At 29.5% G+C, this 13160-nt stretch carries 9 protein-coding genes; 3 read left to right on the top strand and 6 right to left on the bottom strand.

The features are described 5' to 3' along the window. Window positions 1-80 precede the first annotated feature (80 nt). Entirely contained in the window at window positions 81-2678 is a 2598-nt protein-coding gene (gene clpB, locus ACSYT2_RS00475) for an ATP-dependent chaperone ClpB (protein ID WP_438382759.1), read from the bottom strand. A 172-nt stretch (window positions 2679-2850) separates the two neighbouring features. On the opposite strand from clpB, the gene ACSYT2_RS00470 reads away from it, so the two are divergent. Continuing rightward, window positions 2851-4926, top strand: a complete 2076-nt coding sequence (locus ACSYT2_RS00470) for a helix-turn-helix domain-containing protein (protein WP_430857508.1) — start codon at window positions 2851-2853, stop codon at window positions 4924-4926. A 60-nt stretch (window positions 4927-4986) separates the two neighbouring features. Here ACSYT2_RS00470 and ACSYT2_RS00465 read toward each other — a convergent pair whose 3' ends face one another. From ACSYT2_RS00465 to ACSYT2_RS00445, 5 genes are all read right to left on the bottom strand, one after another. Continuing rightward, entirely contained in the window at window positions 4987-6249 is a 1263-nt protein-coding gene (locus ACSYT2_RS00465) for a transcriptional regulator (RefSeq protein WP_430857509.1), read from the bottom strand. A 19-nt stretch (window positions 6250-6268) separates the two neighbouring features. Beyond that, entirely contained in the window at window positions 6269-7570 is a 1302-nt protein-coding gene (locus tag ACSYT2_RS00460; protein WP_430857510.1) for a helix-turn-helix domain-containing protein, read from the bottom strand. A 234-nt stretch (window positions 7571-7804) separates the two neighbouring features. Further along, a complete protein-coding gene (locus ACSYT2_RS00455; RefSeq protein ID WP_430857511.1) occupies window positions 7805-7978 on the bottom strand; it encodes a YtxH domain-containing protein in 174 nt (57 codons plus the stop codon). A 72-nt stretch (window positions 7979-8050) separates the two neighbouring features. Next, window positions 8051-8701 carry a ribonuclease H1 domain-containing protein gene (locus tag ACSYT2_RS00450; RefSeq protein WP_430857512.1) on the bottom strand — a complete coding sequence of 217 codons (651 nt, stop codon included), beginning with the start codon at window positions 8699-8701 and terminating at the stop codon, window positions 8051-8053. Window positions 8702-8715: 14 nt separating this feature from the next. Further along, on the bottom strand, window positions 8716-9672 hold the full coding sequence (locus ACSYT2_RS00445) for a YkvA family protein (protein ID WP_438382758.1): 957 nt from the start codon (window positions 9670-9672) through the stop codon (window positions 8716-8718). A 245-nt stretch (window positions 9673-9917) separates the two neighbouring features. Here ACSYT2_RS00445 and ACSYT2_RS00440 point away from each other — a divergent pair, with 245 nt between their 5' ends. Both ACSYT2_RS00440 and ACSYT2_RS00435 read left to right on the top strand, forming a co-directional pair. Next, window positions 9918-11672 (top strand): ATP-dependent metallopeptidase FtsH/Yme1/Tma family protein, encoded by a 1755-nt coding sequence (locus ACSYT2_RS00440; RefSeq protein WP_438382756.1) that lies wholly within the window; start codon window positions 9918-9920, stop codon window positions 11670-11672. Window positions 11673-11997: 325 nt separating this feature from the next. Further along, window positions 11998-13143 (top strand): ABC transporter substrate-binding protein, encoded by a 1146-nt coding sequence (locus ACSYT2_RS00435; RefSeq protein WP_430857515.1) that lies wholly within the window; start codon window positions 11998-12000, stop codon window positions 13141-13143. The last annotated feature ends 17 nt before the right edge of the window (window positions 13144-13160 follow it).

Below are 13160 nucleotides of genomic sequence, written 5' to 3'. Positions count from 1 at the left end.
AAGAGGGATTAACTTTAATCAATCCCTCTTTGATTATATTATATTTTCTGCCTTTTTGAGCTTTCATATACAAGCTATTTTTACCTTGTAGAAAGTGTCAATTCTTCGTTTTCTCCGTCAACCACTACTGTTGAACCATAATAAACATCGCCTTTTATGATTTTTCTAGCTAAGCTATTTTCAAGGGTATTTTGGATATATCTCTTAAGTGGTCTAGCTCCATATATAGGATCATAACCTTCTTTAGCTAAAATATCCTTTGCTCCATCTGTTATTTCAAGTTTAATATTTTTATCCTTTAATCTATTTCTTACCTCATCTAAGAATATATCAATAATCTTCTTAATTCCATTTTCAGATAATGGTTTAAACATGATTATGTCATCTACTCTATTTAAGAATTCAGGCTTAAATTTACTTCTTAAAGTACCCATAACAAGCTCTTTACTATCTTCACTTATTTCATCTTCCCTATTCTCTAATAAATATTGAGAACCAATATTAGATGTCATAATTATAATAGTATTCTTAAAGTCTACAGTTTTCCCTTTATTATCAGTAAGTCTACCATCATCTAAAATTTGAAGGAATATATTAAATACATCTTCATGAGCTTTTTCTATTTCATCAAATAAAATAACACTATAAGGCTTTCTTCTAACAGCTTCTGTTAATTGACCACCTTGTTCATAACCTACATATCCTGGAGGCGCTCCAACTAATCTAGATACTGAGTGCTTTTCCATATATTCAGACATATCTATTCTAATCATTGCATCTTCGCTATCAAATAAAGTTCTCGCCAATGTCTTTGCAAGTTCAGTTTTACCTACTCCTGTTGGTCCAAGGAATATAAATGAACCTATTGGTTTATTTTCATCCTTTAGTCCTGCTCTAGCTCTAAGTATTGCACTTGAAACAGATTCAACTGCTGCATCTTGACCTATAACTCTTCTTTGCAACTCTTCTTCTAATCTAAGTAACTTTTCTCTTTCTCCTTCAAGAAGATTTGTTACAGGAATTCCAGTCCACTTAGATAGTATTTGAGAAACTTCTTCTTCTGTTACTTCTTCTTTTAGCATAGCTCCTTCATAATTTTCTTTTACTTCCTTCTCTTTCTTTTCTATTTCCTCTTCAAGAACTGGAATTGTAGAATATCTTATTTCAGCTACCTTATTATAGTCGTAAGCTCTCTCATACTTTTCTAAATCTCCTCTAGCATCATCAAGCTTAGTTTTTAAATCTCTTAATGAAGTAATATGCTCTTTTTCTTTTTCATATTTTGCAGTCATTTCATCATTTTTTTCTTTAAGCTCTGCAAGTTCCTTAGTTAAATCTGCTAACCTCTTCTTAGAACCATCATCCTTTTCTTTCTCTAAGGCTTCCTTCTCAATTTCTAATTGGAATACCTTTCTTCTTATAACATCAAGTTCTGTTGGAAGAGAATCTATTTCTGATCTAATCATAGCTCCAGCTTCATCAATTAAGTCAATTGCTTTATCTGGTAGATATCTATCTTGAATATATCTATTAGATAATTTAGCTGCTGCAACTATAGCTGAATCATGAATTCTTATTCCATGATGAATTTCAAATTTTTCTTTTAAGCCTCTTAATATTGAAATAGTATCCTCTACTGTTGGTTCATCTACTATTACTGGTTGGAACCTTCTTTCTAGAGCCTTATCCTTCTCAATATATTGTCTGTACTCATCAAAAGTTGTTGCTCCTATACAATGTAATTCTCCTCTAGCTAATAAAGGTTTAATTAAGTTACCAGCATCCATAGCACCATCTGTCTTACCAGCACCAACTATAGTATGAATTTCATCTATAAATAGAATTATTCTACCTTCACTTGATTGTACTTCTTTAAGTACAGCTTTTAATCTTTCTTCAAATTCACCTCTATATTTAGCACCTGCAATTAATGAACCCATATCAAGTGAGAATATTATTTTATCCTTTAACCCTTCTGGAACATCTCCTCTTACTATTCTTTCTGCAAGTCCCTCAATAATTGCTGTTTTACCCACACCAGGCTCACCAATTAATACTGGATTATTCTTGGTTCTTCTTGATAGAATTCTAACTGTTCTTCTAATTTCTTCATCTCTTCCTATAACTGGATCTAATTTATGCTTTTTAGCTAATTCAACTAAATTGGTTCCATACTTTGAAAGAGCATCATAAGTTCCTTCTGGATCATTAGTCTCTACACGTTGACTACCTCTAACTTCTCCAAGAACTTTCATAAAGTTTCCTTCATTTATATTATATTGTTTAAGAATGTCTCCAACTGTACCTTTTCTTTCCTTATCTAATATTGATAACATTAAATGCTCAACACTAATATAAGAATCTTCAAACTTTTTAGCTATCTCCTCAGCCTTAACTAAAACTTCTTCAACTTTTCTAGTTATATATACCCCTGAGTTATTTGCTCCTTCACCTAAAACCTTAGGCATTGAATCTAAACTTCTCTTAACACTTCCCTTTAGCCCTTTAACATCTACGCCCATTTTAGTGAAAATATTAGGAATTAGTCCATCTTCCTGTTCTACAAGAGCAGCAAAAAGATGAATTACTTCAATTTGTTGATGATTATATTTTACAGCGGTTAAATTTGCGTCATTTAAGGCTTGTTGTACTCTAATTGTCATCTTATCTACGTTCATAACTACTCCTCCTAATTTATTAAATCTTTAATAGTCTTTTCTATATTTTTATATTAATACAAAAGTCAAAGAAAGTCAAAGTGTATTTTTTTATTTTTTAACTTTGTATAAAATACTATTAATTGTTATAATTTGATTATCTAAATTTAAAATAACGAGGTGAAAATAATTAATGAGGAAAGAATATGTAACTTATGCCTCGGATCTACCAATAAATATATCCTATGCCTCTGTGAAAGACTATCCATTACATTGGCATAATTCAATTGAAGTAATTTACGTACTAAAGGGAAAAATTAAGATTTCTATAGACACAGATAATTTTGAACTTTACGAAAATGAAGTGGAAATAATTAATATGGATGAAGCCCATAGAATTCATTCTGATGAAGATAATAAAATACTTATATTTCATATGGACCCTAGCTTCTTTGAAAAGTATTATAAAGATATTAAGAATATAAATTTCTACACTAATACTTCTGATGAAGGTGCACAAGATGATGAAGAATATGATACCCTTCGTATATTTTTAGCTCAAATGTTATGTGAAGTAGTCCAAAGACAAGAAAACTTTGATAAAGAAATTGAATCTATCTTAATTGATTTATTATTTCATCTTATAAACAACTTTCACTACTTACTTTATGAGCAAGAGGAGTTAAAGGATAATAAAGATCAACTTGAAAGATACCATAGAATATCAAAGTATATATTTAATAATTATAATAATAATATTACATTGCAAGAAATAGCTAAGAAGGAGTTTTTGAGTCCACACTATCTCTCTCATGAAATTAAATATGCTACTGGATATAGCTTTACAGATTTAATTAACTTAACAAGGGTTGAAGAATCAGTTAAATTATTACTAGACACAGATATGAGTATTTCGGAGATTTCTGAAGAAGTTGGCTTTTCTCATACAAGGTACTTTAATAAACATTTTAAATCCTACTATAATTTAACTCCTTTACAATTTAGGAGAAAAAATAAAGTAGATGAAAATACTTTAGAGAAATTAAAAAATATAACTTACTATCCTTTAGAGGATGCTATTGAACTTTTGTCCTCTTCTTTAGAGGATTACGAAAGATTTAATTATGAAAATAAACTATGGAATATCCATGTTGATATGAATAATAGTATTGGAAAATTTACAGAAGACTATAAAGATATTCTTAGCTTAGGTGATACCTTTGATTTACTTATTGAAGATAATAAAGATATCCTAGAATCCTTGCAAAATGAAATTAGTTTTAATTATGGAAGAATAGAAAAATTCTTTAATGATGATATGGGTGTATTTAAAGGAAGTGAATTTTTTAACTGGAATAGAGCTAAAACTGTTTTAGAATATCTAGATTATATAAATTTATATCCTTTAATAGTACTAGATAACCTTACTTTTGATTTCAAAGATTATGAGAATGCTTTAAACAGCTTCTATACGTATTTCTCTGAAATTGAATCAATTGATATATCAATAATAAAGTTCCAATTTTCTTCTGAATTAGATTCTGACTTGAAGAATAAATTAAGAACTTTTATTACTGAAAATTTAAATTTCATTTTGCTAAATGATGAATTCACTCAAAAAAGAGATCTAAACATGCTTTATGATACTGCTTATATGCTTCCATATATAATACATAAAGAACTATTTACTGATGAAGATTTAAGCTTTTTAAGGGCCTTTGATGTATTAGAAAGGGAGCCTCATCTAAATAATGAAGTATTTATCGGATCTCCTGGATTAATTAATGATCTAGAAATAAGAAAACCGTCCTACTATGCTTACTATCTTTTAAGTAAATTAGATGGCGAAATAATATCAAAGGATGAGGGATACATCATTACAAAAAATGATGATGGCTTTAGTATACTTCTTTATACTCATAATGAAATACTAGATAACCTCCTAGATAAGGATTATCCTATAGTTAAGAATGGTATATATAAAGCTACTGAGAAAAAGATTTCTCTAAACTTAACTAATGTTAATACTGATTCAAGGATAACTTTCTATGAAATTAACGAAAAGATAGGATCCTCCTATAACTACTGGGTAGCTATGGGGAAACCAGATAGATTAAATCAAGAAGAAATGGAAATTCTATCAAAGGCCTCATTCCCTAAAATTGAATTTAAATATTCTAAAAAAAGTTCAGTCCTTAATATTATCACTAATCTTAAAGGCTATGGTGCTACCCTTATACTTATAAAACCAATGAAAAAAAAGGGGTAATTTAATATATATTTATTATTAATATAACAAAAAGGCATTCTTTATCAGAATGCCCCCCATTTATATTTGTTCTTCCATGCTCATTGCTAATGTAAAATATTTTATTGACTCTTTATAATCCCCAAGATTATAATACATATTCGCCATATCTAAATACCTATTATATCTTTCTTCTTTTGATCCGAATTTAAATAACGAATCTAATGAAATATTCATATACATTTCTGCTTCTTGATGCTTACCTTCTTTTTGAAGTATGCTACCTTTGAAGTAGTATGCTCTTTCAATAAGTTTTATATCATCTGTTTCTATTGATAAATCTAAAGCTTCATCACTTAATTCGTATGCTTTCTCGTATTGTTTATTATTATAAAGCACCTCTATACACTCATTTAAAAACTGAACGTACTTTTGTTTATTATGTGGTGGAAATATTTTTATTCCCTCCATTATCTCTCCTATTGCCCTATCATTTTCTCCTGCCTCAAAGTATGCTTCTCCATATTCACCTTTAGCCATTGCAACTTGAATAGGATTATCCTTCTGATATTCGTATGCTTTTGCAATATATTCTTCTGCATCCTTATGTCTTAGTCTAATACAAACTAATGCATATGCTTGAAATATCATACCTTTACTAAAATTATCTTTTATGCTATCAGAATATTTAACTGATTCTGAAAGTAGCTCATATGCCCTTTCTTCCTTATGTAGCCTGCAATAACATATCCCTTCATTATAAGCTAATGATGCATATAAAGCCTCATTTTTAATCTTATTTTCAAGTATGTTTTCCCTAAGTCTACTATAGTATGCTATAGATTCAGTATATTCTCCATTTTGGAATAAGTATTTAGCCATATCTCTAAAATAAATTATTGTATTCTCTTCTGTGTTTGTTCTCTGATATAAGTCATAATATTGAGAAATTATTAATTGTATATTTTCATACTTATGTTCCTCTAAATAATATGAGAACATTATATGTATAAGTTCGAAAGCAACATCATAATACTTATAATCTATGGCATAAGCTAAGTTATGTCTGATATTTTCTTCAAACTCTTTATCCCTACTAGTACATTTTTTTATTAGGGTAAGATTATTTATCACTTGTTCATAAACATCTTGAACTAAGTAATTAAAATCTACCCCTATCTTATCAGCAATATACTCAATAATCTCTTTATCAGCTTTCACCTTTCCATTTTCAATACAACTCATCTTAGAGATAGAAATCTTATCACCACAAAGCTCTTTTAAAGTTATACCCTTGTATATTCTGGATCTTTTGATTTTTTCCCCTGTTGACAGTATTTCCATCTTTATCACCCATCTAAATTTAGTTTTCTAATATCCCTAATTCTCTAAATATGCTAACTCCTTCATCTAAATATTTAGCTGCTAAGTTATCATTTTTATTATCAATGTAGAATTTACCAACCATAACAGCTAGTTCTCCTGCACGCTTAAGCATGTCTGTATTCTTGGCTAAGTTATAGGTATCAACTAATATATTTTCTGCTTCTCTAATTTGATCCCTGATTATATAAGTTCTATATCTTACCAAGTTACATTCTACTCTTCCTTCTATATCGTTATCTTCTAATTTGTTATATATTTCATCTAAAAGCTTATCACATTCATTAATATTCTTTAGCTTTATGTGATTTTTACACATATTAATAAGGGTTTCTATAAGATTAGGTTCATTATTTCTAGCTCTAATCTCTCTTGCTAATTCATAATGCCTAAATGACTCTTCTATATTTTCAAAGTTATAGAATAGTTTCCCCAAGTTATTTTCAATATTTGATATATTCTTCAGGTCATTTATTTCATTATATACTTCTAATGTTTTTGTAGAGTACTTAATTGCATTTACTAGGTCACCTTTTCTATTATATTCTTCTGATAATAATAAAAGTGTCTTTGCATATTCTTCTTGATTATGAATTTGTTCAAACTTTTCTTTTGCTAAATATGCATAATCCATAGATTTACTTATGTTCTCAATAGTAAAATATGCTTTTGACATGTTATAGTAAATTTCTCCAAGTAAAAAATCATTACCTATACTATTATCTAAATACACCTTTTCAGCTTGCTTTAAATAACTACTTGCTGAATGATAAGCTTTTAACTCTAAAGTTATTTTCCCAAGGTTTAAGAAGGTCTTTACTATTTCCTCATATTCATTATTTTTGATAAAGATTACATTTGAAGATAAGAAGAATTGCTGTGCAAGTGCTAACTCGCCTTTTGAAATATGAATCTCTGCTCTTAGAAATAGAATTCTTGCTTTTCTATATTCTAAATTATATTTTTCAGCATAATAAAGAGCATTTTCGATATATCTTTCTCCAGTTATATAATCTCCGCTTATAATGTATGACTCTGCCACCTGTTCATAGTAAGTACAGATCTTCTCAGCTTGGCTTTCTTCCGATTCCATCAAATATTCCACTGATGTATTTAAGCTTTCTGCTAAATACTCTAAAAGGTCCATGGATGGATTTGATCTTCCTGACTCAACTAGACTTATTTGTCCAGGAGTAATTCTATCCTTGGCTAAATCTTTTAGTGTCATATTCATTTCTTTTCTTCTTCTTTTGATTTTCTCTCCTAATGATAGAATTTCCATTTTGCTCTCTTCCTTTTTAAATAATATTTATAATTGAAATAAAAAACCTCATTTTTAAATAAATTATAACATAAATTTGTAAAAGAAAACAACAAAATGTAATAATACTTGAAAAATTTAGCTATTTTATTTTTAAAATAATAATATTTCTATAATAGGACTTTTAAATTGACCTTTTATTAACTTTTTCATAAAAAAAAGAGAGTTCTTTAGTAGAACTCTCCCTTGAAAATATTAATGTATCATTCCCATAATATCATCATAGGAATCTCCTGCAAAGTCAAATAACTTCTGACCTGCCTTTCTTATTGCCCTTTGTTTTCTTCTATCTAACTGTGGTAGTAACATCATACCAACTGCTGCACCAATTAACATTCCTGCCGCCATACCATTAATACACTTTCCCATATTAATACACCTCTTTTTATATTAATCATTAAAGATTCTATAAATAGGTTGTGTACTTTAATTTTTTTTAATCTAAGTAATAATTCCCAATGCCTTCTTAGCAAGCTTATCTGCTATATCATTATACTTATCACCACTGTGACCTTTTACTTTAACAAAGTTTATTTTTATTTGCTTCATTTTTTCTTGCATTACTTCATAATAATTTTGTGTTAATGTTTTGTTCCTTTTCCAAGTTCCAATAGCCCAAGATTCGACACCTTGATAATCATAAACTATGGTAACTTCCTCATAGCCATTTTTAATTGCATATTCAACTGCTTTTAAAGAACCTAAAACCTCTCCTGCAACGTTTCTTAAAGATACTGCATCCTCATCCTCCCCTGCACCACAATCCTCATGAACCTCTTCTCCATTATTGATTGCTACAAGTCCATATGAGTAATTTCTTTTCTCTAATGAAAAACTACCATCCACATATACAACAAGTCCAAGGCTATCTAGATCTAAAGCTGTCTCATCTTTTTTATCTGTAGACTTTTTCTTTATCTCTACTTTACCTCCTGCATTTAAAGCTAAAAATTCTATTGCTTCTTTTTCTGTTTTAAAACTCTTATAAATAGCACCCTTACATCCTATAACCTCTTCCTTACATTCATCCCAACTTCTAAGGATTTTTGGTGTTCCTGATTTACCTCTATATACTGAATAGTATTTAGCCATTCTATTATTCCTTTCTACAATGTACTTAATTCTTCAACGATATTATAAAGCTTTTCTACATTCTTTGCACCAGTAAAGTTTGTTATATAATCTAACCCACTCTGTAATACCAATATAATTTCATTTTTACCTGCCCAATTTTCAAGAATAACAGTGGTAGATACGTCACTTGCAATTCTATTTAATGCAAAGAAAACTACTGCTAAGTCATCAATTCTTCCTATAAATGGAATATTGTTAGGTATTATATCTGTAGGGAACAATATATAAGCTAATGAGGCTGATATAGATAGTTTTGTCTTTAATGGTACTCTACTATCCTTAAGTAACCTATATATTAAAGCAACTACATCTGGAACTACAAATAAATAATCTGAAACCTTCTTTACTCCTGGTGACATTTTATTTTCTACAGCTTTTCTACCTATAGTATACCCATCTTCTACCTTCTTAGTAGGAAGCATTAAGATTTCTTCTTCTTCTGTTATCTCTTCTACTTCTGGCTCTTCTTTCATTAAGCCACCCTTTATAGATATATTAACTTCTTCTACCTCTACTTGTAATGCTTGTCCTTTTATGTATGCTTCCTTTATTTTTAAATCAACAAACGGAATTGGATTAATTATTTTATCTAGTTCTATAATAATTTTATCTTTATCTGCTTCTATTCCTTTTATAGTTAATTGCTTTAATCCCATCTTTAAAGCAAAACTTCTAATAGGCCTAAAAAATCCAAGCTTCATAACCTTTAACTTAGAAAACTTTCCGTAAACCTTTCCTTCTTGTACCCCATCTAATGCTATATTTCCTTCAAAATCAATAGATACTCCCTTTTTAAATGTACCTTTAACACTTATCTCATTATCTATAGTTACTTCCTTTAATTCTAATCCTTCAACATCTACAAATTCATTTATTATGCTAAGTATGTCTTCTCCTGTTAATTGAGCTTGTACACCTGATATCTTCATTAAGCTTTCCTCCATCCATTTTGCAATTATACTCTATTTTACCCCTTATTCCTCCTATTGTAAAACCTTTCCCCATCCTATCTCTTATTCCATAACTTACATTGGCAAATCTTATGATTTTGATTAGACTAAATTTTTATAATCCTTATAATTAGGAATATAAACTAAAAAAAACTAAACATATTGATTTGTCTTTCCTTATATATAGTAATTTCACATATTAAATTCATCTTAGGAGGAATATAATGAATAAAGAAAGAAAAAAGTACATTTTTATTCCTATAACAACTGCAATATTATCCTTATTAATTTTAATATTTTCATCCATAAATATTGGTCATAAAGTAACTAAAAGTTATAATGATTTTCAAAATGATTTAAATAATAAATCTATTTTGAAGGTAGAAATGAACACGACTCCTTATATGACTGTTTACTTAAAAGATGGCTCTAAATATAAAACATTTAACTCTGACAGTCCAAATCTCAAGGAAAATTTATTACTACAGGATGTGGACTTATCTTATAAACAAAGTGAACCTATTACTAAAACTTTCTCTGGTCTATTATTACTAGGGTCTATTCTTTCAATTGTATTCATGACAGCCAATAAATCTAAAGATATTAACTCTACTGGTTCAATTGAAATGACTGATTTTAGTAAAAATAAAGATAAGGCTTTAGATTTTAATAGTGTTGCTGGTAATGAAGAAGCTAAAGAAAGCTTAAGGGAAATTGTTGATTTCATTTCTAATCCTGAAAAATATACCTCCTATGGTGCTAGAATGCCTAAAGGAGTTATTTTATACGGTGATCCAGGTACAGGCAAAACCTTGCTTGCCAAAGCAGTAGCTGGTGAAGCTGGTGTTCCATTCTATGCATTAAGTGGATCTGACTTTGTTCAGATGTATGTTGGAGTTGGTGCCTCTAGGGTTAGAACTCTATTTAAAAAAGCAAAAAGCCATGGAAAAGCTGTAATATTTATTGATGAGATTGATGCTATTGGTAAAAGCCGTGATGGTGGCAAAAATCCTAGTGGAAATGATGAAAGAGATCAAACTCTTAATGCTTTACTTACTGAGATGTCTGGCTTTGGTGAAAGTGATGGAATAATTGTTATGGCAGCTACTAATAGACTTGATATTTTAGATTCTGCATTACTTAGACCAGGTAGATTTGATAGACATATTGAAGTTTCATTACCTGATGTTTTAGCTAGAGAAAAAATTCTAAAGCTACATTTAAAGAATAAACCCCATGAAGGATTAGATATACAAGAAATTGCAAAGAAAACTTCTTACTTCTCAGGTGCTAAGCTAGAGAGTTTAGTTAACGAGGCTGCAATACTTGCTGCTAAAAACAATTCTGAATATATAACAACAAAAGATATAGACAAAGCTTATTCTGTTGTTTTAGCTGGACATGAGAAATCAGAGAGATCTCATTTAAAGGAAGAAGATTTAAAATTAACTTCTTATCATGAAGTTGGACATGCTCTCTCTTCCTTACTTCTAATACCTGAAGATGAGGTTTCAAAAATTTCTATAATACCAACTACAAAGGGTGCTGGTGGATATACTTTAACTATTCCAGAAGATAGTAATTATCAAAGAGTAGATTACCTAAAGAAGAAAATAATGGTTCTTTTAGGTGGACGTGCAGCTGAAGAAATAATATTCGGTAAGGAAAAAATTTCTACTGGAGCATCTAGTGATATATCCCAGGCTACTAATATAGCTATGACTATGATTACTGATTACGGTATGGGTGAAACTTTAGGTTTATTAAAGTTATCAAGTTTAGGATCTCTAGCTTCAACTTATGGTAATCCTGTAATTGAAGAATGTAAGGAACTCATTAATTCTCTTTATGAAGAAACTGTTGTACTTCTTAAGGAACATAAAAACTTCTTGGAAATTTTTGCTAATGAGTTACTTTCTAAAGAATCTCTAAAAAAAGAAGATATTGATATTTGGAAATCAAAACTTAGTAGTATTTAAATGACTTATATTTATAAATAGGACTAGCAGTTTATTGCTAGTCCTATTCCTTTCCCTATAAATTTTTATATCTCATATATGCCAGTTTCTCTAAATTTACATATTGTTTTTAAAATAGTGTATATTTTCCTCACCTAATATGGTTTATTTTTTACATTTTAGTAATATTTATTATTTTTATAATAAAATATCAAATATTGTCATTGTAAATTTTACCTCAAAATGATATTATATTGATATCAAATTTGATTGCTTTGTAGTAATTTATCAAGTAATTTGATTATTATTTGAAATATTAATATTTATATTAAAAGGGGGACTTATTATGAAAAAAAAGCTATTATCTGGAATCCTTGCTTCAACAATGGCTATAACGTTATTAGCTGGTTGTAGTTCAGGATCTTCTGATCAAGGGGATACTATTAAGATTGGGGCTATCGGACCTTTATCAGGAGAAGCGGCTACCTACGGTATCTCAGTACAAAATGGGGCAAAACTATTAGAGAAAGAAGTAAATGATGCTGGTGGTATAAACGGAAAGAAAATTCAATTTGTTTTCGAAGATGATCAAAATGATTCAAACTCAGCAAAACAAGCCTTTAATAAATTAGTGGACAAGGATAAGGTTGTTGCTATTCTTGGAGGTGTTACATCTGGACCAACTCTTGCAATAGCACCAGATGCTACTTCAAAGAAAATTCCAATGATTACTCCAACAGGAACAGAACCAACAATTACAGATGTTGGCGGAGACTACATGTTTAGAGGATGCTTCGTAGATTCATTCCAAGGAGAAATCCTTGCAAAATATGCTAAAGAAAGCTTAAGCAAGAAGACAGCAGCAGTACTTTATAATGCTGGAACAGATTATTCAAAGGGAATTGCGGATGCTTTCAAGAAAGACTTTGAAGCACAAGGCGGTACTGTAACTCAATTCCTTTCATATAACGATGGAGATACAGACTTCAAGGCTCAATTAACTAAAATTAAAGGTGATAATCCTGACATTCTTTTATTACCTGATTACTATAATGTGGTTGGTCTTATAGCTAAACAAGCTAGAGGTATGGATATAAAATCTCAATTCTTAGGTGGAGATGGTTGGGAATCTGAAAAACTTTTTGAAATTGGTGGCTCTTCAATAGATGGTTCTTTATATATCAATCACTATTATTCAGCTGATACATCTGAAGTAGTTTCAAGTTTTGTTGAATCCTACAAAAAAGAATTTAACTCAGAACCAGATGCTTTTGCTGCTCTTTCTTATGATACCGCTAAAATTTTAGTAAAAGCTATAGAAAAAGCTAATAGCACTGATGGAGATAAAATTAAAGAATCTCTTGCTGGAATGGAACTTGAAAGTGTAACTGGTAAAATTAGTTTCAATGATAAGAGAACTGCCATTAAGAGTGCAGCTATTATCAAAATAGAGGGAGATAAAAAGGTTTTAGCTGATAAAGTTAATCCTTAGATAAAAAGGAGGAGTAT

The sequence above is a fragment of the Clostridium zhoujianii genome (assembly GCF_051590805.1).
Taxonomy (GTDB): domain Bacteria; phylum Bacillota; class Clostridia; order Clostridiales; family Clostridiaceae; genus Clostridium.
This window is presented reverse-complemented; position numbering and strand designations above follow the sequence as displayed.

Coding starts and splice junctions, on each gene's coding strand:
- ACSYT2_RS00470 (WP_430857508.1), top strand. CDS start 2,851: ATGAGGAAAGAATATGTAACTTATGCCTCGGATCTACCAATAAATATA.
- ACSYT2_RS00435 (WP_430857515.1), top strand. CDS start 11,998: ATGAAAAAAAAGCTATTATCTGGAATCCTTGCTTCAACAATGGCTATA.
- ACSYT2_RS00440 (WP_438382756.1), top strand. CDS start 9,918: ATGAATAAAGAAAGAAAAAAGTACATTTTTATTCCTATAACAACTGCA.
- ACSYT2_RS00465 (WP_430857509.1), bottom strand. CDS start 6,249: ATGGAAATACTGTCAACAGGGGAAAAAATCAAAAGATCCAGAATATAC.
- clpB (WP_438382759.1), bottom strand. CDS start 2,678: ATGAACGTAGATAAGATGACAATTAGAGTACAACAAGCCTTAAATGAC.
- ACSYT2_RS00445 (WP_438382758.1), bottom strand. CDS start 9,672: ATGAAGATATCAGGTGTACAAGCTCAATTAACAGGAGAAGACATACTT.
- ACSYT2_RS00460 (WP_430857510.1), bottom strand. CDS start 7,570: ATGGAAATTCTATCATTAGGAGAGAAAATCAAAAGAAGAAGAAAAGAA.
- ACSYT2_RS00450 (WP_430857512.1), bottom strand. CDS start 8,701: ATGGCTAAATACTATTCAGTATATAGAGGTAAATCAGGAACACCAAAA.
- ACSYT2_RS00455 (WP_430857511.1), bottom strand. CDS start 7,978: ATGGGAAAGTGTATTAATGGTATGGCGGCAGGAATGTTAATTGGTGCA.